Raw genomic sequence first — 21,499 nt, forward strand, 5'->3', positions numbered from 1 at the left:
CGTACTCCTTCCGTGCTCCGCCTACCGGGTTAGCTGTCGGGTTCGGGCGGTCGATCCGGAAGGTGTGCCCTACGGCCGGCGCCCTGACGGGCGGTCGGCCGATTCACCCCAGTGTTTCGGTCGGGTCCCCGGCTCCGGCTGCCACGGGGGCGCACCGGACTCGGCGGAGGCCGTACGCCCCGACGGGGTTCGCCGGAGGAAGTCGTACAGCCTGGGCGTCAACTTAGCCAACTTGTGCGGCTGGTGTGAAGGTTGAAGCGCAGTATGTCCGATACGCTTTTGTGACCTTAACCTTGACGGCTCGTCAGATGAGCACACTGTGCCGGAAAAGCGACGGAGCGTGGTCAGGAACGGGCGGCGCGCTCGGCGTCCCGCTTCTTGATGCGCGCCGCCTCCTTGCGCACCTCCGCCTGGGTGGCGCGCTCCTTGACCAGCCACTCCGGACCCTCCTGCTTGAGGGCCTCGATCTGCTCGGTGGTCAGCGGCTCTGTGATCCCGCCGCGGGCGAGGCCGGAGATGGAGACACCCAGCTTGGCCGCGACCACCGGGCGCGGGTGCGGGCCCTTGGCGCGCAGCTCGCGCAGCCACTCGGGCGGGTTCGCCTGCAGCTCGGCGAGCTCGGCACGCGAGACCACACCCTCACGGAACTCGGCGGGCGTGGCCTCTAGGTACACACCCAGCTTCTTCGCCGCGGTGGCGGGCTTCATCGTCTGGGTGGTCTGCTGCGACTTCATGACGTCCAGGGTATCGATCGTGTACGACCCCGCCGACCACGGCCGGTAACCTGGCGGGCGTGACAGGCTCGGAAGCAGCATCGACGTTCCGGCTCGCGTACGTCCCGGGAGTGATGCCCGCCAAGTGGGTGCGGATCTGGAACGAGCGCCTGCCCGACATCCCGCTCACCCTCCTCTCCGTACCGGCCGGGGAGGCGGCGGACCTGCTGCGCGCGGGCGAGGCGGACGCGGGGCTGGTGCGGCTGCCGGTCGACCGTACGTACTTCAGTGCCATCCGGCTCTACACCGAGACGACGGTGGTCGTCGTCCCCAAGGACCACCTGATCACGGCGGCCGACGAGGTGACCGTGGCGGACCTCGCCGAGGAGGTCGTCCTGCACCCCCTCGACGACGTCTTCGACTGGGACAGCCCTCCGGGGGAGCCCGCCTTCGAGCGCCCGGCCACCACCGCCGACGCGATCGAGCTGGTCGCCGCCGGGATCGGGCTGCTCGTGGTCCCGCAGTCCCTGGCGCGGCTGCACCACCGTCGCGACCTCACCTACCGCCCGGTCGTGGACGCGCCCCAGTCGGGCGTCGCCCTGTCGTGGCCGGAGGAGGCGACGACCGACCTGGTCGAGGACTTCATCGGCATCGTCCGCGGCCGCACGGTCAACAGCACCCGGGGCCGCCGGGCCTCCGAGCCCCAGCCGAAGGAGAAGCCCGCGTCCACGGCCGCGCCCCGCCGCAAGCCACCGGCGGCCCGGACGGCGAACCGGACCTCCAAGGGCGGCTCGGCGGGAACCAGGTCCGGCAAGCGCGGAAAGCCCCGCCGCCGCTCCTAGCGCGCATCGCCGCCAGGAGAGCGTTCCGCCGCTTCTGACGCGTGCTGTCGCCGGGAGCGCGTTCCGCCGCTCCTGGCGTGCGCCGTCGCCGGGCCGGCGTTCCGCCGCGCGTAGTGGCCGCGTCAACCGGCACGTCCCAGCCCCTTCGTCGGCCAGTCCAGCAGTCGCGCCCCGATCACCGCCGTCTGGAGCATGTAGCGGTGGGCCGGGTCGGCCGGGTTCGCGCCGGTGAGGGTGTGGATGCGTTCCAGGCGGTACGTCAGCGCGCGCACGCTCAGCGACAGCCGGCGGGCCGCCTCCGCGGCCACGCAGCCCGCGTCGAAGTACGCGGTGAGGGTGTCCAGCAGCGGCTCCGCACCGCCCCGGGCCCCGGTCAGCGGGCCGAGCGTGTCCAGGACGAGGTCGGCCATGGCCTGCCGGTCACGCGTCAGGACGGGGTAGACCAGCAGGTCGGCCGCGCGCAGCACCGGATCGTCCCAGTGCAGCCGCTCGGCCAGTTCGAGGGCGTTGAGGGCCTCCTCGTACGACTGCACCACCCCGCCCGGGCCCGGCTGCGGCCGGCCGATGGCGACCTGTCCGCCGTCCGTGGCCGCGTGCGCCTGCTTGGCGAAGTGGACGAGGACGTCGTCCTGGTCGCCGGGCGCGATGCACAGCAGGCGGCCGTCCTTGGTGGTGACCAGCACGTTGCGGTCGCCGAAGCGGGCGTTGAGGGATCGTTCCACCTCACGCACGACCTGGGCGCCCTCGGCGTACGCCCGCGGGCCCCGGGCGACCGCCACGCCGTGGGCGTGCGACAGCCGCAGGCCGAAGCGTTCGGCGCGTTCGGCGAGCCGGCCGAGGTCGCTGCGGCCGTAGAGCAGGTCGTCGATGAACTCGCGGCGCGCCGCCTCCTCCTGTCGTACGGCGTGCAGTTGGGCGCGTTCGTAGCCGTCGGCGAACGCGTCGATCACCTGCTGTACGGCGGCCAGCGTGCTGTCGGCCGAGCCTTGGGTCGCGGGCCAGGCGGACCGGGTGGCGACCAGGTGGGCGTTGACCAGGGCGCGCAGCCCGTAGCCGGCTTCGGCGGCCTGCTCGCCCAGGGCGCGGCGCGCCCCGATCTCGGCGCGGGTCAGACGCCGGCCGGTGGCGGAGACGTCCGCCAGCAACTGGGCGTACCCGGCCAGATAGTGCTCGGGTATGTCGTGGGCCGTCACGCCGTCCCCCCGGATCTTGACGCGCCGGTGACGCCTTCTTGACGGCGTCCGGCACGCAGACCCTAGTGAACACTGCCGGAATCCGGCAATGCGCGGGCGAACGCGGGGCGGGCACCATGGCCCGCGGGGAGCACCACGGATGGTTCCGATGCCGGGCTCCGGCAGCAGCCGGCCGCCGCCCGGCACCGGAGCCCGCTTCCCCGGCGAGCACAGGTGCGGCATGGCACGGACGGGGCGGGGGTAGGGATCATGGGGGCGTTTCTCGCGGCGGTCGCGGGCTTTCCCACCATCCTGTTCACCTCCGCCCTCGTCGTGGTGGTCGCCTTCTGGCTGATGGTCGCCGTCGGCGCGGCCGAGTCGCACGGCTTCGACGCCCACGCGCACGTCGACGCCTGGGGCCTGGGCGGGGTGCCGGTGACGGTCGCGTTCTCGCTGCTGACGGCGATCGGCTGGTTCCTCAGCCTCAGCGCCACCGTGCTGCTCGGCCCGCTCACCCGCTCCGGACTCGTGCGCGCACCGGTGCGGGTGGCCGTGCTGTTCGGCGCGCTGTTCGTCGCCTGGCGGCTGACCCGCGTACTGGTGCGGCCGCTGCGCCATGTCTTCGCCGTCGTCGCCGGTCCGTCGCGGCAGGACTTCGTCGGCCGGACCTGCACCATCCGCACCGGGCGGGTGGACGGCGGGTTCGGGCAGGCCGAGGTCGCGGCGGTGGACGGTTCCACGGCCGTGGTCCAGGTGCGCCAGAGCGGCGACGATCCCCTCACCAGCGGCAGCACCGGCCTGCTCTACGCCTACGACGAGGCCGGGGAGTTCTTCTGGGTCGCGCCCTACCACACGGCGCTCGATCCCGGCCCTGGTCCCCGCTGATCGCGGCCCTCCCGCCTTCTTCTTCCTTCCTCCTTCCTCCTTCATCCTTCGAGGACTCATGTCATGAACGCCATTACCGTGGGCATCGGCGTGCTCGTCGCCGTCGTGCTGCTCATCGCGCTCACCCTGCTGCTGGTGGTCGGCCGCCTGTTCAGGAAGGTGGAGCAGGGACGGGCGCTGATCATCTCCAAGACCAAGAAGGTCGACGTCACCTTCACCGGAGCCGTCGTCCTGCCGGTGCTGCACAAGGCCGAGTACATGGACATCTCGGTGAAGACCATCGAGATCCGCCGCACCGGCCGCGAGGGCCTGATCTGCCGCGACAACATCCGCGCCGACATCCACATCAGCTTCTTCGTGCGGGTCAACAAGACGGTCGAGGACGTCATCAAGGTCGCCCAGGCCATCGGCACGGCCACCGCGAGCGATCCGGCGGCGATCCAGGACTTCTTCGCCGCGAAGTTCTCCGAGGCCCTCAAGACGGTGGGCAAGCAGCTCGACTTCGTCGACCTCTACACCAAGCGGGAGGAGTTCCGGGACCGGATCATCCAGGTCATCGGCACCGACCTCAACGGCTACCACCTCGACGACGCGGCCATCGACTTCCTCGAACAGACCCCGATGGCCCAGCTCGACGCGGCCAACATCCTCGACGCCCAGGGCATCCGGAAGATCACCGAGCTGACCACCGTCGAGCACGTGCGCACCAACGAGTTCCAGCGCACCGAGCAGAAGGAGATCACCCGGCAGAACGTGGAGGCCCGGGAGACCATCCTGGAGCTGGAGCGCCGCCAGGCCGAGGCCGAGATCAAGCAGCGGCGCGAGGTGGAGACGCTGCGGGCCCGCGAGGAGGCGGTGACCGCGCGGGTGCAGGAGGAGGAACGCCTGGGCGCGCAGACCGCGTTCATCCGCACCGAGGAACAACTCGGCGTCCAGCGCGAGAACCAGGCCCGCGAGATCGCCGTCGCGCAGAAGAACCGCGAACGGGTCATCGCCATCGAGAACGAGCGCATCGAGAAGGACCGCCTGCTGGAGGTCATCGGCCGCGAACGGCAGACCCAGCTCACCCGGATCGCCGCCGAGAAGGAGGTCGAGGCGGAGAAGCGGGACATCGCCGAGGTCATCCGGGAGCGGGTGGCGGTGGACCGGACGGTCGCCGAGCAGGAGGAGTCCATCAAGAAGCTGCGCACCGTCGAGCAGGCCGAGCGCGACCGGCAGGCCGTCGTCATCGCCGCCGAGGCCGAGGCGCAGGAGAAGCTCGTCAAGGACATCAAGGCCGCCGAGGCGGCCGAGGCCGCGGCCAAGCACCGGGCGGCCGAGCAACTCACCCTGGCCGAGGCCCGGTTGAAGTCCGCCGACCTCGACGCCCGGGCCAAGCTGCGGCTCGCCGAGGGTGTCCAGGCCGAGGCCGCCGCCGAGGGGCTCGCCGCCGTGCAGGTGCGGGACAAGGAGGCCGAGGTCACCGAGAAGGCCGGGCGGGCCGAGGCCGTGGCCACCGAGGCGCGGCTGCGGGCGGAGGCCGAGGGCCGGCGGGCGACGACGCTCGCGGAGGCCGAGGGCACCGAGGCGCGGCTGCGGGCCGAGGCGGAGGGCGCGCGGGCCAAGGCCCTCGCGGAGGCCACCGGCATCGGCGAGAAGCTCAAGGCCGAGGCGGAGGGCCTGAACCAGAAGGCGGTCGCGATGGCCGCCCTGGACGACGCCTCCCGCGGGCACGAGGAGTACCGGCTGCGGCTGCAGGCGGAGAAGGAGGTCCGGCTGGCCGGTCTCGACGTGCAGCGGCAGGTCGCCGAGGCGCAGGCCACGGTCCTGGCGACCGGTCTGGAGAACGCCGACATCGACATCGTCGGCGGCGAGTCCGTCTTCTTCGACCGGCTCGTCTCCTCGATCGCGCTCGGCAAGGGCGTCGACGGCTTCGTGCACCACTCGCAGACCGCGCAGGCGCTCGCGAAGCCGTGGCTGGACGGCTCGGCCCGCTTCACCGACGACCTGACCGCCGTCCTCGGCGCCGTCTCCACGGCCGACCTGCAGCACCTGACCGTCTCGGCGCTGCTGCTGAAGCTCATCAAGACGGGCGGGGCGGACTCCGGCGCACTGCGCCAACTGCTCGACAGGGCAGGTGAGCTGGGGCTGGCAGACACCCCGCTCACCGCCCTGAACGGCAGCGCGAGGAGCTGACCCGCCCGGAGCCGGAGCCGCCGCACAGGGGACGGCGGCTCCGGCTCCTCACACCGACGACCTCCTGCGAGGACCCCATGACCGCCGGCCTGGACACCGGTACGTACGAGGTGCTGCGCGACCGGCTCGCCGCCCAGGCCGCCGAACTCGCCCGCCGCACCGACGCCCTCAACACCCGCCGCGCCGAGGAGTTCGGCGCCTCCCGCCTCGAACTCGCCGGCACCCGCCACGTCCGCACCGGACAGCCCCGCGTCCCCCGGGACGTCGTCGCCGTCGGCGAGGCGCTGCTCTTCGGCTTCACCGGCCCCACCCCGGCCGCCCGCGTCGGCGACGTCCTCGCCCTGTACGGCCGGGACCTCGTCCCGCTGACCGCCGACGCCGTCCCCGGCCTGCTCGACGACCCGTCCTTCGTACGGGAGTTCACCGAGCTGCACCGCTACTACCGCGACGCCCGCCTCCTGCGGCTGCGCCGCACCGGGGACAGACTGCTCGCCGTGTTCCAGACCGGCGAGGCCGCCGACGACCTCCGCGTCCTGCGCTGGACGGTCACGGCCGACGGCCGGGCCGCTTTCGTCGACGCGCACGGCGAACGCGACCACGTGCTGCCGCCGGCCCACGACTTCACCTGGACCGAGGCCACCCGCGAGGACCACGTCCTCGGCCGCCACCCCCATGTCCGCGTGCAGGACGAGGTGTTCGTCTCGACCGTCGGCGGCGCCCTCACCGTCAAGGTCGCCGACGACACCGAGACGGACCACGGCATCCACCGCGAGCCGGTGGACGAGCCGCTGCAGTCCCTGGCCGACGCCCACCTCGCGCACGCGCGGGTCGGCGCGCTGATCCTCATCGACGTCCTGCCCTACAAGGAGCAGGCCCACCGCTACTTCGCCTTCAACACCCTGACCCGGGCCGTCGTCCGGCTCGACGGCATCGGGCAGTCCTGCCGCAGGCTCCCCGACGACCAGGGCATCGTCTTCCCCGGCGGCTACTGCCTGGCCGGCGGCGCCCACAAGACGTTCGACGGCCTCGACACCACCGGGCTGGAGTTCGAGCGCGCGCTGCGCTCGCCCAACGGCGAGGACGTCCTGTTCGCCTACCACGCCCGCCCGACCGGCCGCGCCCTCCTGCTGTCGTACAACATGGTCCGCAAGCAGGTCGCGACCCCGCTGACCTGCCACGGCTGGGCGCAGTTCGACGACGGCACGCTGACCGTGCTGCGCGCGGACGGCGGGGAACCCGCCCGGGTCCACCCCGTCCAGCTGTGGACCTCGCCCTACGTCTCCGACACCCACGCCGCCGCCCGCCCCGCCGGAACCGGCCCGCTCGCCCGCGTCGGCAACGCCGACCTGGTGCGCGGCATCTCGGACTGCCTCTCCCTGACCGCGGCGGTCGCCGAGACGACGCCGACGGCCGAGGTGTACGAGGCCCTGGTCGCCGCCTGCGTCCGCGCGGCCGACACCCACCACTGGCTCGCCGACCCCGAACTCGGCGACCTGCGCGGCCCGTTGGAGGAGATGCGGGCCACGGCCGGGCAGGTCCTGGCGGAGTTCGAGACCGTGCGGGCCCTCACCCGCCAGGCCGCCGACGCCCTCGACGAGGCGGACGGCCGCCTCGCCTCCCTGGTGCGCCGGCTGCGCGGCGAGGCACCCCGCGACGCCGCCGCCTGGATCGGCGGCCTCACCGGACTCCGGCGGGAGCAGGGGCACCTGCTCACGCTGAAGGACCTGCGCCACGTCGACACCGAGCGCGTGGACCGGCTCGCCGCGGACGCCGAGGCGGAGCTCGCCGCGTTCGGGCAGCGGGCCGTGGCGGCGCTGGCCCGCGAGGACGCCTTCACCGGCCACCACCGGGACGTGGAGGCCCTGACCGCCGAGGCGGGTGCGCTCGCCACGGTCGCCGAGACCACGCCCCTCGGCGCCCGCCTCGACGACCTGACCGAACAGCTGCGCACGGTCACCGAGGTGGTCGCCGCCCTCGACGTCGCCGACGCCACGGTCCGTACGTCCGTCCTGCGCCGGGTCGCCGAGGTACTGGCCGGCGTCAACCGCGCCCGCGCCGAACTCGACGCCCGGCGCAGGGAGTTGCTCGACCGTGAGGGGCGGGCCGGGTTCGCCGCCGAGCTGGCGCTGCTCGGCCAGTCGGTCACCGGCGCCCTCGCCGCCGCGACCGACCCCACGGCCTGCGACACCGAACTCGCCCGCCTGCTCGTCCAACTGGAGGGCCTGGAGGCCCGGTTCGGGGACTTCGACGACTTCCTCGCCGAACTGGCCGACCGGCGCACCGAGATCTACGAGACCTTCTCCGCCCGCAGGCAGACCCTGGCCGACCAGCGCGCCCGCCGCGCCGAGCAACTCGCCGTCTCCGCCCGGCGCGTCCTGGACACCGTGACCCGCCGGGCCGCCGCCCTGCCCGACGCCGACGCCATCAGCGCCTACTTCGCCTCCGACCCGATGGTCGCGAAGGTCCGCCGCACCGCCGACGAACTGCGCGACCTCGGCGACCCGGTACGCGCCGGGGAACTCACCGGCCACCTGCACGCCGCCCGCCAGGAAGCCGCCCGCGCCCTGCGCGACCGCACCGACCTGTACGCCGACGACGGCCGCACCCTGCGCCTGGGCCGCCACCGCCTCGCCGTCACCACCGAACCACTCGACCTCACCCTCGTCCCGCACGGCACCGACGGCCTCGCCCTGGCCCTCACCGGCACCGACTACCGCGCCCCGGTGACCGACCCCGACTTCGCCGCCACCCGCCCCTACTGGGACCGCCCCCTGCCCTCCGAGTCCCCCGAGGTCTACCGCGCCGAGCACCTCGCCGCCCGCCTGCTGCACGACCACGGCCCGGCCGCCCTGGCCGGCGCCGACCTCGCCGACCTGGTCCGCCGCGCCGCGCAGGAGTCGTACGACGAAGGCTACGAACCCGGCGTCCACGACCACGACGCCACCCTGATCCTCACCGCGCTGCTGCGCCTGCGCGAACAGGCCGGACCGCTGCGCCACCCGCCCGCCGCCCGCGCCGCCGCCCAGTTCTTCTGGGCGCACGACGCCACCACCGGGGAGCGGCAGAGCTGGACGCGCCGCGCCCGGTCGCTGGCCCGGGCCCGGGACACCTTCGGCCCCGCCCCCGCCCTCGCCGACCTCCGCGCCGAACTCGCCGCGCGGGCAGGGGGCGAGGCCGCCGCGGCCTACCTCATCGAGGAGCTCACCACCGGCCCCGACGGCTTCGTCCTGAGCGCCTCCACCCGCACCTTCCTCGACACGTTCCGCCACACGACCGGCACGCCGGCCTACGACGACGACCTGGCCGCCCTGGACGAGCCGGCCGACCGCCGCCAGCTCGTCGAGGCGTGGCTGTCGGCGTACGCCTCGTCCGGCGGCCACGCGGAGCTCACCCCGGGCGACCTGGCCGAGGCGGCGGCCGCCGAACTCTGTCCCGGCCTCACCCGCTACGAGTCCGACGCCCCGCTGACCGCCACGGTCGACGGCCTGCTGGGCACCCACCCCCGGATCACCGGCCGCTCCCTCACCCTGCGCATCGACGAGTTCCTCGCCCGCACCGACGCGTTCCGCACCCGGGACGTTCCCGGCCACCGCGCCTACCAGAAGCGGCGCACCGCCCTGGTCGCGGCCGAGCGGGCCCGTCTGCGGCTGGAGGAGTACCGCCCGCGGGTGATGACGACGTTCGTGCGCGGCCGCCTCGTCGACGAGGTCTACCTGCCCCTGATCGGTGACAGCCTCGCCCAGCAGATCGGCCCGGCGGCCACCGGCGGCCTGCTGCTGCTCCTCTCGCCGCCCGGCTACGGCAAGACGACCCTCATGGAGTACGTCGCCGACCGGCTCGGCCTGCTCCTGGTCAAGGTGAACGGACCGGCCCTCGGCCACGCGGTCACCTCGCTCGACCCGGCCCGGGCGCCGGGCGCCACCGCCCGCCAGGAGGTCGAGAAGCTCAACTTCGCGTTCGCGGCCGGCAACAACACCCTGCTGTACCTGGACGACATCCAGCACACCAGCCCCGAACTGCTGCAGAAACTCCTGCCGTTGTGCGACGCCACCCGCCGCGTCGAGGGCGTGTGGCAGGGCGAGCCGCGCACCTACGACCTGCGCGGCAAGCGCTTCGCCGTCTGTCTGGCCGGCAACCCCCACACCGAGTCCGGCACCCGCTTCCAGGTCCCCGACATGCTCGCCAACCGCGCCCACGTGTGGGACCTCGGCGACGTGCTGACCGGCAAGGCGGACCTGTTCGCGCTCAGCTTCCTGGAGAACGCGCTGACCTCCCACCCGGTCCTCGCCCCGCTCGCCGGCCACGACCGCGCCGACCTCGACCTGCTGGTCCGGCTCGCCGAGGGTGACCCCACCGCCCGTGCCGACCGCCTCACCCACCCGTACGCCCCGGCCGAACGGGAGCGGATCCTCGCGGTCCTGCGCCACCTGCTCACCGCCCGGCGCACGGTCCTCGCCGTGAACGCCGCCTACATCGCCTCCGCCGCCCGGCCGGACGCCGCCCGCACCGAGCCGCCCTTCCGGCTCCAGGGCTCCTACCGCACCATGAACAGGATCGTCCAGCGCATCCAGCCCGTCATGAACGACGCGGAACTCGCCGCCGTCCTCGACGACCACTACACCGCCGAGGCCCGCACCCTGGCCACCGGTGCCGAGGCGAACCTGCTGAAACTGGCCGAGCTGCGCGGCACGCTGACCCCCGAACAGGCCGGCCGCTGGGCCGAGGTGAAGGCCGCGTACGTGCGCCGGCAAGCCCTCGGAGACGCGGCTGGCGACCCCGCCGCCCGCGCCGTCGCCGCCCTCGGGCTGCTCGCCGACCGGATCGCCGCCGTCGAAGCGGCGATCACCCGCGCCGACCGCGGACACGGCCGCCCGTGAGCCGCCCCACCCGCCCCGACCGGCTGTATCGTGCGGTGAGCTGTCGCTACGAACGAGACGGGAGCCGGCGTGCGGGCGCGGGACTTGGCGGTGGAGTACGAGACGGTCGGCCTGGACAGCGCCGCCGTGGACGCCGCCCGGCTGATGGCGGAACACCGGCTGCCCGCCCTGCTCGTGGTGGACGAGCAGGGCGCACCGGAGGCGATCCTGCCCGCCTCCCAGATGATCAAGATCCTGGTGCCGGTGTACGTGGTGGAGGACCCCACCCTCGCGGCCGTCGTCGACGAGCGGCACGCGGACCGCCTGTGCGAGGCGCTCGCCGGCCGCAAGGTGCGCGACTGCCTGTCCGACACCGCGCCGCCGCCCGCGATCGCCGCCCCGGACGACACCGCGCTGGAGGTCGCCGCGCGGATGGCGCGGGTGCGCAGCCCGCTGGTGGCCGTGGTGGACCGGGACAAGGCGGGCACCCGGCTGCTCGGGGTGATCACGGCATCCCATCTGCTGGAGCGGCTGCTCGCTGCGGCGTCCCCCTGAGCGGTCCGCCGGATCACGCGCCCGCGCCGGGGAGATGTCAACGAAGCGTCAAACGGCGTGTAGGGTGCCCAGCGGTGTGCCGGGAAGTCTGGTCGGCGAGCAGGAGATCGAGGCAGGGGATCGACGCGAGGGATCGGTCTCCGTTCCGACCGGCAGAAGCGGAGTCCCGTGAACGACTGGCACAGCTGGGCCGCGACCGTCGTCTTCGTCGGCGCCTACGCCCTGATCATCAGCGAGAAGATCCACCGGGTCGCGGTGGCCCTCGGCGGCGCCGGCCTGATGCTGGCGATCGGTGCCACCGACGACGTGTCGGCGTTCTACTCCGAGGACTCCGGCATCGACTGGAACGTCATCTTCCTGCTCATGGGCATGATGATGATCGTCGGCGTGCTGAAGAAGACCGGCATGTTCGAGTACCTGGCGATCTGGTCGGTGAAGCGGGCCCGCGCGCGGCCGTACCGGGTCATGGTCATGCTCGTCGTGATCACCGCCTGCGCCTCCGCCCTGCTCGACAACGTGACCACCGTGCTGCTGATCGCGCCGGTGACGCTGCTGGTGTGCGAGCGGCTGACGCTGCCCGCGGCGCCCTTCCTGACCGCGGAGGTCTTCGCCTCGAACATCGGCGGCACGGCCACCCTGGTCGGCGACCCGCCCAACATCATCATCGCCAGCCGGGCCGGCCTGACCTTCAACGACTTCCTGGTCCACCTCGCGCCCCTGGCGGCGCTCCTGGTCGTGGTGCTGTCTCTGCTGTGCCGGGTGATGTTCCGCAGGGTGTTCGTGTACGACGACGACCGCGCCGCCGAGATCATGGCCCTGGAGGAACGGGAGGCCATCACGGACCCGCGGCTGCTGGTGCAGGGCCTGGTCGTGCTCGCCCTCGTCGTGGCCGGGTTCGTGCTGCACCCGGTGCTGCACTACGAGCCCAGCATCGTCGCCCTGCTCGGCGCCGGTCTGCTCGTCGCCGTGTCCTCCGTGGACACCGGCGAGGTGCTCGGCGAGGTGGAGTGGCCGACGCTGGCGTTCTTCGCCGGGCTGTTCGTGATGATCGGCGGCCTCATCGACACCGGTGTCATCGACGAGATCTCCCAGGCCCTCGCGGACCTGATCGGCACCAACGAACTCGCCGGATCCATGACCATGCTGGGCGCCTCGGCGGTGCTGTCCGGCATCGTCGACAACATCCCCTACGTGGCCACGATGGCGCCCATCACCGCGGACCTGGTGCGGACCATGGGCGGCGCCTCCGACCACGTCATGTGGTGGGCGCTGGCCCTGGGCGCCGACCTCGGGGGCAACGCCACCGCGATCGGCGCCAGCGCCAACGTGGTCGTCCTCGGCATCGCCGAACGCAACCGGCAGCCCATCTCCTTCTGGCAGTTCACCCGCTACGGCCTGATCGTCACCGCCGCGACGGTGACGATCTCCCTGGCCTACGTCCGGCTGCGCTACTTCGCCTTCGGGTAGGCCGGCCCGCCCGGCCTCACACGTCGAAATACAGCTCGAACTCGTGCGGATGCGGCCGCAGTTGCAGCGGTGCGATCTCATTGCCGCGCTTGAGGTCGATCCACGTCCCGATCAGGTCCGGGGTGAACACGTCCCCCTGGAGCAGGTACTCGTGGTCGGCTTCGAGGGCGTCGAGGACCGCGGGCAGGTCGGTCGGGACCTGCGGCACGCTCGCGTGCTCCTCGGGGGCGAGCTCGTAGAGGTCCTTGTCGACCGGCTCGGGCGGCTCGGTCTTGTTGCGGATGCCGTCGAGGCCCGCGAGCAGCATCGCCGAGAAGGCCAGGTACGGGTTGCAGGAGGGGTCGGGCGCGCGGAACTCCAGGCGTTTGGCCCGCGGGTCGGCGCCGGTGATGGGGATGCGGACGCAGGCGGAGCGGTTGCGCTGCGAGTAGACCAGGTTGACCGGGGCCTCGAAACCGGGAACCAGGCGGTGGTAGGAGTTCACCGTCGGGTTGGTGAACGCCAGCAGCGACGGCGCGTGCCGCAGCAGGCCGCCGATGTAGTGGCGGGCGGCCTCGGACAGGCCCGCGTAGCCCTCCTCGTCGTAGAAGACCGGGCTGCCGCCCTGCCACAGCGACTGGTGGGTGTGCATGCCGGAGCCGTTGTCGCCGAAGATCGGCTTGGGCATGAACGTCGCGGTCTTGCCGTTGCGCCAGGCCACGTTCTTGACGATGTACTTGTACAGCTGGAGGTCGTCCGCGGCGTGCAGCAGCGTGTTGAACCGGTAGTTGATCTCCGCCTGCCCGGCCGTGCCGACCTCGTGGTGCTGCTTCTCGACGAGGATGCCGCACTTGATCAGTTCGAGGGCCATCTCCGCGCGCAGGTCGGCGAAGTGGTCGACCGGCGGGGCCGGGAAGTAGCCGCCCTTGTAGCGGACCTTGTAGCCGCGGTTGTCCTGCAGAGCGCCGGTGTTCCAGGCGCCCGCCTCGGAGTCGACGTGGTAGTACGCCTCGTTCTCGGAGGTCGTGAACCGTGCGCTGTCGAAGACGTAGAACTCCGCCTCCGGGCCGAAGTAGGCGGCGTCCGCGATCCCCGTCGAGGAAAGGTACGTCTCCGCCTTCCTCGCCACGTTGCGCGGGTCGCGGCTGTACTGCTCGCCGGTCACCGGGTCGTGGATGAAGAAGTTCACGATCAGCGTGGTGTCCTTGCGGAACGGGTCCAGATGGGCCGTGCCCAGGTCCGCGCGCAGCGCCATGTCGGACTCGTGGATCGCCTGGAAACCCCGGATCGAGGAGCCGTCGAAGGCCAGCTCGCCCTCCGGGTCGAAGATCTCCGCCGGTACCGTGAAGTGCTGCATGGTGCCGGGCACGTCACAGAAGCGCACATCGACGAAGGCGACGTCCGCGTCCGAGACGAACTTCCTGGCTTCCTCGGCGTCCTGGAACATCCGACTCACCCTTCGCGGCGGATTCGGCGGGGTGCCCTGCTGATTCGGCGGGGTGCCCTGCTGCGCACTGTAGGCACCGGGCGGGGAGCCGGGAAGCGTGCGGTCACGGACAGAACGGGCGCCCGGTGGCAGAATCGGCCGCGTGGACCGGGGGATCCTCGAACGCGGGCCCGAGCTGGCCTGCCTGGCCGCGGCCGCGCGGGCGGCGGCGGACGGGTCGGGCTCGGTGGTGCTCGTCTTCGGCGAGGCCGGCATTGGCAAGTCCAGCCTGGTCAGAGCCCTGCCGGAGCGGTTGCCGGAGCACGCCCGCATCCTCGTCGGCCAGTGCGACGACCTCGCCACCCGGCGCCCCCTCGGCCCCTTCCGTGACCTCGTCGGCAGCGTCGGCGCCGACCTCGCGCGCGCCGTCACCGACGGCGGCGACCGGCACCGCGTCCACGACGCCCTGCACGCCGAGCTGGCCCTCGCCCCGCACCCGGCGGTACTGGTCGTGGAGGACGTCCACTGGGCCGACGAGGCGTCCCTGGACGCCCTGCGCTTCCTGGTACGCCGGATGGAGCGGCTGCCCGCCCTGCTCGTCCTGACCTACCGCGACGACGAACTGGACCGCGGCCACCCCCTGCGCCAGCTCCTGGGCCAGGTCTCCCGCGCACCCCGCGTGCACCGGCTGTCCCTCGCCCGCCTCTCCCTGGACGCGGTGCGCACCCTCAGCGCGGCCGGCCGGCTCGACCCGGCACAGGTGTACGAGGTGACCTCGGGCAACCCCTTCTTCGTCGCCGAGGTCCTCGCGGCGGGCGGCACCGGGGGAGTGCCGCCGACGGTCGTGGACGCCGTCCTGGCGCGCCTGCGCGGCCTCGACGCAGTCACCGTCGACGCCCTGGAACAGCTCGCCGTCGTGCCCTCGGCGGTCGAACGGCCCCTCGTGGACGCCCTGATCACCGACGGCGTGGCCGCGCTGGCACCGGCCGAACAGCGCGGCCTGCTCACCGTCACCCCCGAACGCGTCACGTTCCGGCACGAGTTGATCAGGCGCGCGGTCGCCGACTCCGTGCCGGCCGCCCGCCGCATCGACCTCAACCGGCACGTCCTCACCGCCCTCGTCGCCCGCCCCGGCTCCGACGCCGCCCGCATCGTCCACCACGCCGACCGGGCCGGCGACCAGGACGCCATCGCCCGCTGGGGCCCCGACGCGGCCCGCGACGCGGCGGCCACCGGCGCCCACCGCGAGGCCGCCGCCCAGCTGCGGCTGGTCCTGCGCGGCCGGCACCGCTACGGCCCCGCCGACCTCGCTGGCCTGCTGGAACGCTACGCCGTCGAGAGCTACACCATCGCCGACTCCACCGCCGCCGTCACCGCCCAGCGCGAGGCGGTCGCCCTGCGCCGCTCCCTCGGCGACATCCTCGCCCTCGGCGCCGACCTGCGCTGGCTGTCCCGCATCCACTGGTGGGCCGGCAACCCCGACCAGGCCCAGGAGGCCGCCCGCGAGGCCGTCACCGTCCTGGAACACGCCGGCGACGACCGGCTGCTGGCCCTCGCCGTCAGCAACATCGCCCAGCTGCGCATGCTCTCCGACCGCTACCCGGAGGCCGTCGAACACGCCGAGCGCGCCATCCAGTTGGCCCGCAAGACCGACGACGCGGCGATCCTCGCGCACGCCCTCAACAACCAGGGGACGGCCCGCTGGCGGGGCGGCGACCCCGACGGGCGGCGCCAGTTGGAGGAGAGTCTCGACGTGGCCCTGGCCGCCGGGGAGGTGGAGCACGCCTGCCGCTCCTACGCCAACCTCATCTGGAACCTGCTCGACCACCTCCAGTACACCGAGGCCGACCGGTTCCTGCCGCCGGCCATGGACCTCGCCGACCGCGCCGAACACCTCGGCTTCCTCACCTACCTGCACGTCGAACTGGCCCTGCGGCGCCTGGCCGCCGCCGACTGGGCGGGGGCGGAGCGGCACGCCGAGTTCGGCATGCACGATTTCCTGCCCGCCCGCTGCCCGGCGCTCACCGTCCTGGCCCGCGTGCGGGTGCGCCGCGGCCGGGCGGGCGCCGGTGAACTCCTCGCCGAGGCGCGGGAGATCGCCGTACGCACGAGGGAACTCCAGCGCACCGGGCCGGTGGCGGCCGCGCTGGCCGAGGAGGCGTGGCTGCGCGGTGATCCCGGCGCCGTGGTGGAGGCCGTCGCGCCCGTCCACGCGCAGGCCCGCCGGCTGCCCGGCGTGCCCTACGGCGCCGAGCTCGGCTACTGGCTCACCAAGGCCGGTCACCCCGTACCCGCGACCGACTCGGCCCACCCGTACGCCCTGCAGTCGCGCGGGCGCTGGCGGGAGGCGGCGGCGCTGTGGCAGGCCGCGGGGTGCCCGTACGAGCACGCCGCCGCGCTCGCGGAGAGCCCGCACCCCGCCGACAAACTGGACGCCCTCGCCGCACTCGACGCCCTCGGCGCCGAACCCCTCGCCCGGCTGGTCCGCGCCGAACTGCGCCGCCTCGGCGTGCCCCGCGTCCCCCGCGGCCCCCTCGCCGCGACCCGCGGCAATCCGGGCCGTCTCACCGAACGCCAGCTCCAGGTGATCCGGCTGCTCGCCGAGGGGATGACCAACGCCGAGATCGCCGCCCGGCTCGTCGTGTCCGTCCGCACCGTCGACAACCACGTCCGGGCGGTCCTGGAGAAGCTGGACGCGCCGACCCGGCACCACGCCGCCGTCCGGGCCGCCGAACTCGGTCTGCTGCCCGGGCCCGAAACGTAGGTATGCCCAGCGCCCGAGCTGGGTGACGGTCACCGATGCCCACCCGCGCGCAACACGAGTAGAACGTGCGTATCGACCCGCTTCCCAACAAACGGGGGATACCGCATGTCCAGCACACTCGCGCAAGCGGCACGACGGGAACTGGCCGGCCTCTGCGGTGAGGTGATCAGCGCCGAGGACTCCGGGTACGAGCAGGCCCGCGCCGTCTACAACGCGATGATCGACCGGCGTCCGGCACTCGTCGTCCGCTGCGCCGACGCGGACGCCGTCGCCCGCACCATCGCCTTCACCCGCGCCCACGACCTGCCCCTGGCCGTCCGCGGCGGCGGGCACCACGGCGCCGGCCTCGGCACCGTCGACGGGGGAGTGGTGGCCGACCTCTCCCCGCTCAAGGACATCCACGTCGACCCGGCGGCCCGCACGGTCCGCGTCGGCGGCGGCTGCGTCTGGGGCGAGGTGGACCGCGCCACCCACGCCTACGGCCTCGCCACCCCCAGCGGCATCGTCTCCACCACGGGCGTCGGCGGCCTCGCCCTCGGCGGCGGACTCGGCCACCTGACCCGCAAGTGCGGGCTGACCATCGACAACATCCTGGAGGCGGAGGTCGTCCTCGCCGACGGGCGGCAGGTACGGGCGAGCGCCGACGACAACCCCGACCTGTTCTGGGCGATCCGGGGCGGCGGCGGCAACTTCGGTGTCGTCACCTCCTTCCTGTTCCGGCTGCACGAGATCGGCACGGTCGTCGCCGGACCGACCTTCTGGCCCGTCGAGGCGAGCGCCGACGTCCTCGGCGCCTACCGGGACTTCCTCCCGAACGCGCCCCGCGAACTCAACGCCTTCTTCCTGCACGGCACCGTCCCGCCCGCCCCGCCGTTCCCGGAGGAGATCCAGCTGCGCAAGACCGCGGGCGTCGTGTGGTGCTACGCGGGCGCCGACACCGAGGCTGCCGCCCGCGGGATGGCCCCGCTGCTGGACGCCCTGCCCGAGCCGATGCTGCACTTCACGGCACCGATGCCGCACCCCGACCTGCAGTCCATGTTCGACGGGCTCTACCCGCCGGGCCACCAGTGGTACTGGCGTGCCGACTTCGTCGACGAGATCCCCGACGAGGCCGTCGACCTGCACGCCAAGTTCGGCGCCGAGGTGCCGACCGTCCAGTCGACCATGCACCTGTACCCGATCGACGGCGCCGCCCACGACGTCGGCCCGCACGACACCCCGTGGGCCTACCGCGGCGCCCGCTGGTCCACCGTCTACGCCGGCGTAGACCCCGATCCCGCCAACGCCGACCTGATCCGTCGCTGGACCGTCGACTACTTCGACGCCCTGCACCCGTACTCCGCGGGCGGCGCCTACGTGAACATGATGATGGACGAGGGCCGGGAACGCGTCCGCGCCAGCTACGGGGGCAACTACGACCGGCTCGCCCGCATCAAGGCCGAGTTCGACCCGCACAACGTCTTCCGCCGCAACCAGAACATCCAGCCCTCGGCCTGACGGCCGGCGCTCACCAGGTGTCCACGAAGGAGCGGTGCCCCGGGCGGGGTACGGGGCACCCCTCCAGCGCCGCCAGGATCCACTCCCGCGACCCGGCCGGGTCGATCACCGCGTCGATCTCCAGCGCGGCCGCCGCGTTGACCGCCTTCCCGTGCTCGTACAACTCGGCGACCCGCGCCTGGAAGACGCGCTCGCGCTCGGCCGGGTCCTCGATCGCCGCCAGCTCCCTGCGGTAACCGAGGCGCACCGCGCCCTCCAGGCCCATCCCGCCGAACTCCCCGCTCGGCCAGGCGGCGGTGGCCAGGGGGGCGCGGGTGGAGCCGCCCATCATCGCCATCGCCCCGACGCCGTACGCCTTGCGCAGCACCAGACTCACCAGCGGCACCCGCAGGTTGGCGCCCGCGACGAACAGCCGCGCGAAGTGCCGTACGGTCGCGGTCCGTTCGGCCTGGGGGCCGACCATGAAGCCCGGGGTGTCGCACAGCGAGACGACCGGCAGCCCGAACGCGTCGCACAACTGCAGGAACCGGGCCGCCTTGTCGGCCGCGTCCCGGTCGATCGCGCCGCCCAGATGCGCCGGATTGTTCGCGAGCAGCCCCAGCGGCCGCCCCTCGATCCGCGCCAGGCAGGTCAGCACCCCGACGCCGAACTCCGGCCGCAGCTCCAGCACCGAGTCCACGTCCGCGAGCCCGGTGACCGCCGCCCGCACGTCGTAGGCCCGCCGCCGGTTCTCCGGCACCACCCGCCGCAGCAGCCGCTGGTCGGGTGCCTCCCAACTCGCCTCAGTTCCCTGGAAGTACGACAGGTACCGGCGCGCCACCCGCACGGCCTCCGCCTCGTCGGCGACGGCGATGTCCACGACCCCGTTGGGCACCTGCACCGACAGCGGCCCGACCTCCTCCGGCCGGTACACCCCGAGCCCGCCGCCCTCGATCATCGCCGGGCCGCCCATCCCGATGGTCGCCTCGGGGGTGGCGATCACCACGTCGCAGCAGCCCAGCAGCACCGCGTTGCCCGCGAAGCACCGCCCCGAGACGACGCCGACCAGCGGCACGAGCCCGCTCAGCCGGGCCATCCGCTGGAAGGTGGTCAGATCGAGCCCGGCGACGGCCGTGGTGTCCGTGTCGCCGGGCCGGCCCCCGCCGCCCTCCGCGAACAGCACCACGGGCAGCCGACGCTGCTCGGCGAGCTCCAGCATCCGGTCGGTCTTGCGATGGTTCTGCAGCCCCTGGGTGCCGGCCAGGACCGTGTAGTCGTACGACATCACCACGCACCGCTCGCCGCCCACGCGCCCGGTGCCGGTGACCATGCCGTCGGCGGGGGTCGAGCGGATCAGGTCGTCCAGGGAGCGGCGCCGGCGCTGGGCGGCGATCGCGAGCGCGCCGTACTCGGTGAACGTGCCCGCGTCGCACAGGTCGTCGATGTTCTCCCGAGCCGTGCGCCGCCCCTGGGCGTGCCGTTTCGCGACCGCCTCCGGCCGGTTCTCGTCCCGTCCGACGGCGTGCCGGGCGACGACCTCGGCGAGGTCCGCGCGCACCGCGTCGGGATCCGGCGGCTCCTCGGCCGGACCGTCGCCGTCCGTGGCGGTCACCTCGTCCAGGGCGGCCAGCAGGGTGCCCTCGCCGACGGTCTGGCCCACGCGGGCGAGCAGGCGCCGTACCACTCCTGCCCCGGGCGCCCGCACCACGTGCTCCATCTTCATCGCTTCCAAAACCAGCAACTGCTGCCCGGCACGCACCCGTTCACCGGAGGAGACGTCCACCGAGACGACGGTGCCGCCGAGCGGAGCGGTCACCGAACCGTCGACCGACCGCACGCCGGAGGCGGCTCGGGCCAGCTCGGTGACCACCCCCGTGTGCGCCCAGAAGCGCGGCCGGTCGAGCACCTTCCGCAGCAGCGGAATCCCGGTCCGCACCCCGTCCACGGCGAACTCGTCCAACGCCCTCCGCGCCCGCGCGCAGGCCGCCTCCACCCCGCCGTACGGGACGTGCGCGATCACCTTGGCCAGCAACGGGTCGTAGCGGACGCCGACTTCGGTTCCCGTCCGCAGCGCGGTGTCGACGCGGACACCCGGCCCGGTGGGCACGTCGAACCGGGTGATCCGCCCGGCCTCCTCGGCGCTCACCCGCGCCTGCACGGCGAACCCGCGTGGTGCGGGCGGCGGTCCGGACAGCCCCAGCGCCTCCAGGGAGTCCCCGGCCGCCAGCCGCAGCTGTACGGCGACCAGGTCGACGCCGGTGACCTCCTCGGTGACCGTGTGCTCCACCTGAAGACGCGGATTGGCCTCGATGAAGTGGAACGCGTCGCCGCGCACGAGGAACTCGAAGGTGACCAGGCTCGTGCAGCGGGCGGCACGGGCCAGCCGCAGGGCGCCGTCCAGAATCTCCTGCCGTACCGCGTCCGGGAGTTCGGGGGCGGGGGCGATCTCGACCAGCTTCTGGTGGCGGCGCTGGGCGCTGCAGTCCCGGTCCCACAGATGGGTGAGCGTGCCGGTCGTGTCGCCGAGAACCTGCACCTCGATGTGCCGGGCCCCCTCCAGCAGCCGCTCCGCGTACAACTCGCCCCGCCCGAAGCCCTGTTGCGCCTCCGAACGGCACCGCTCCCACGCCTCGTCCAGCTCCGCCGCCGACCGCACGACCCGCAGGCCGCGCCCGCCGCCCCCGCCGACGGCCTTGACCATCACCGGGCCGTCGGCCAACAACTGCCGTGCGCCGTCGGTGCTGCCGGCCGCCTCCAGCACCGGCACCCCGGCCGCGACGGCGAGTTCGCGGGCCCGCACCTTGTCGCCGAAGACCTCCAGCACCTCGGGGGTGGGGCCCACGAAGGTGATCCCGGCCTCGGCGCACCGCCGGGCGAAGCCCGCGTCCTCGCTCAGGAAGCCGTAGCCCGGGTGCAGTTGATCGCAGCCCGACCCGCGCGCGGCGGCGAGCAGCGCGTCCGCGTCCAGATACCCGCCCACCTCCACGGCCTCGTCGGCGAACCGCGTGTGGGCGTCGTCCCCGGCCGCGTACACCGCGACCGTGCGCAGTCCGGTCTGGGCCGCGGCCCGCAGCACACGCACCGCGACCTCCCCGCGGTTGGCGACGAGCAAGGCGGCAGAACCCATGGGCACGCTCCAGGACACGGACGGCGGCGACCGGCCCGGCCATGGTCAGCGACGCCGCAGCC

At 73.5% G+C, this 21,499-nt stretch carries 12 protein-coding genes and 1 riboswitch; of the genes, 8 read left to right on the top strand and 4 right to left on the bottom strand.

Features of this window, described 5'->3' with window-relative positions:
* Positions 1 to 2: 2 nt before the first annotated feature.
* Positions 3 to 176: riboswitch (cyclic di-AMP (ydaO/yuaA leader) on the bottom strand.
* 168 nt (positions 177 to 344) lie between these two features.
* Positions 345 to 734 carry a DUF5997 family protein gene (locus ACYF6T_RS03895; protein ID WP_461693395.1) on the bottom strand — a complete coding sequence of 130 codons (390 nt, stop codon included), beginning with the start codon at positions 732 to 734 and terminating at the stop codon, positions 345 to 347.
* A gap of 59 nt (positions 735 to 793) precedes the next feature.
* Between ACYF6T_RS03895 and ACYF6T_RS03900 the strand changes: the two genes are divergently transcribed.
* On the top strand, positions 794 to 1,555 hold the full coding sequence (locus ACYF6T_RS03900; RefSeq protein ID WP_461693396.1) for a LysR family substrate-binding domain-containing protein: 762 nt from the start codon (positions 794 to 796) through the stop codon (positions 1,553 to 1,555).
* Between the two features lie 122 nt (positions 1,556 to 1,677).
* On the opposite strand, the gene ACYF6T_RS03905 is transcribed toward ACYF6T_RS03900, so the two are convergent.
* On the bottom strand, positions 1,678 to 2,748 hold the full coding sequence (locus ACYF6T_RS03905) for a PucR family transcriptional regulator (RefSeq protein ID WP_461693397.1): 1,071 nt from the start codon (positions 2,746 to 2,748) through the stop codon (positions 1,678 to 1,680).
* A gap of 249 nt (positions 2,749 to 2,997) precedes the next feature.
* On the opposite strand from ACYF6T_RS03905, the gene ACYF6T_RS03910 reads away from it, so the two are divergent.
* From ACYF6T_RS03910 to ACYF6T_RS03930, 5 genes are all read left to right on the top strand, one after another.
* Positions 2,998 to 3,612, top strand: a complete 615-nt coding sequence (locus tag ACYF6T_RS03910; RefSeq protein ID WP_461693398.1) for a hypothetical protein — start codon at positions 2,998 to 3,000, stop codon at positions 3,610 to 3,612.
* Between the two features lie 63 nt (positions 3,613 to 3,675).
* Complete coding sequence (locus ACYF6T_RS03915; protein ID WP_461693400.1) at positions 3,676 to 5,787, top strand: flotillin family protein; 2,112 nt, start codon at positions 3,676 to 3,678, stop codon at positions 5,785 to 5,787.
* A gap of 77 nt (positions 5,788 to 5,864) precedes the next feature.
* Positions 5,865 to 10,664, top strand: a complete 4,800-nt coding sequence (locus tag ACYF6T_RS03920; protein ID WP_461693401.1) for a DNA repair ATPase — start codon at positions 5,865 to 5,867, stop codon at positions 10,662 to 10,664.
* Between the two features lie 69 nt (positions 10,665 to 10,733).
* Complete coding sequence (locus tag ACYF6T_RS03925; RefSeq protein WP_461693402.1) at positions 10,734 to 11,198, top strand: CBS domain-containing protein; 465 nt, start codon at positions 10,734 to 10,736, stop codon at positions 11,196 to 11,198.
* Positions 11,199 to 11,366: 168 nt separating this feature from the next.
* Positions 11,367 to 12,665: an ArsB/NhaD family transporter gene (locus tag ACYF6T_RS03930; protein ID WP_461693403.1), complete on the top strand. Its 1,299-nt coding sequence runs from the start codon at positions 11,367 to 11,369 to the stop codon at positions 12,663 to 12,665.
* A 16-nt stretch (positions 12,666 to 12,681) separates the two neighbouring features.
* Here ACYF6T_RS03930 and glnA read toward each other — a convergent pair whose 3' ends face one another.
* Complete coding sequence (gene glnA, locus ACYF6T_RS03935; RefSeq protein ID WP_461693405.1) at positions 12,682 to 14,091, bottom strand: type I glutamate--ammonia ligase; 1,410 nt, start codon at positions 14,089 to 14,091, stop codon at positions 12,682 to 12,684.
* 142 nt (positions 14,092 to 14,233) lie between these two features.
* Between glnA and ACYF6T_RS03940 the strand changes: the two genes are divergently transcribed.
* Positions 14,234 to 16,834, top strand: coding sequence for an ATP-binding protein (locus ACYF6T_RS03940; protein WP_461693406.1), 2,601 nt, complete (start codon positions 14,234 to 14,236; stop codon positions 16,832 to 16,834).
* A 105-nt stretch (positions 16,835 to 16,939) separates the two neighbouring features.
* Positions 16,940 to 18,331 (top strand): FAD-binding oxidoreductase, encoded by a 1,392-nt coding sequence (locus ACYF6T_RS03945; RefSeq protein WP_461693407.1) that lies wholly within the window; start codon positions 16,940 to 16,942, stop codon positions 18,329 to 18,331.
* A 10-nt stretch (positions 18,332 to 18,341) separates the two neighbouring features.
* Here the strand turns inward: ACYF6T_RS03945 and ACYF6T_RS03950 are convergent, their stop codons facing one another.
* Entirely contained in the window at positions 18,342 to 21,437 is a 3,096-nt protein-coding gene (locus ACYF6T_RS03950) for an acetyl-CoA carboxylase family protein (RefSeq protein WP_461693409.1), read from the bottom strand.
* Between the last annotated feature and the right edge of the window lie 62 nt (positions 21,438 to 21,499).

Source organism: Streptomyces sp. 7R007 (assembly GCF_054850255.1).

Coding starts and splice junctions, on each gene's coding strand:
- ACYF6T_RS03920 (WP_461693401.1), top strand. CDS start 5,865: ATGACCGCCGGCCTGGACACCGGTACGTACGAGGTGCTGCGCGACCGG.
- ACYF6T_RS03950 (WP_461693409.1), bottom strand. CDS start 21,437: ATGGGTTCTGCCGCCTTGCTCGTCGCCAACCGCGGGGAGGTCGCGGTG.
- glnA (WP_461693405.1), bottom strand. CDS start 14,091: ATGTTCCAGGACGCCGAGGAAGCCAGGAAGTTCGTCTCGGACGCGGAC.
- ACYF6T_RS03910 (WP_461693398.1), top strand. CDS start 2,998: ATGGGGGCGTTTCTCGCGGCGGTCGCGGGCTTTCCCACCATCCTGTTC.
- ACYF6T_RS03915 (WP_461693400.1), top strand. CDS start 3,676: ATGAACGCCATTACCGTGGGCATCGGCGTGCTCGTCGCCGTCGTGCTG.
- ACYF6T_RS03895 (WP_461693395.1), bottom strand. CDS start 734: ATGAAGTCGCAGCAGACCACCCAGACGATGAAGCCCGCCACCGCGGCG.
- ACYF6T_RS03945 (WP_461693407.1), top strand. CDS start 16,940: ATGTCCAGCACACTCGCGCAAGCGGCACGACGGGAACTGGCCGGCCTC.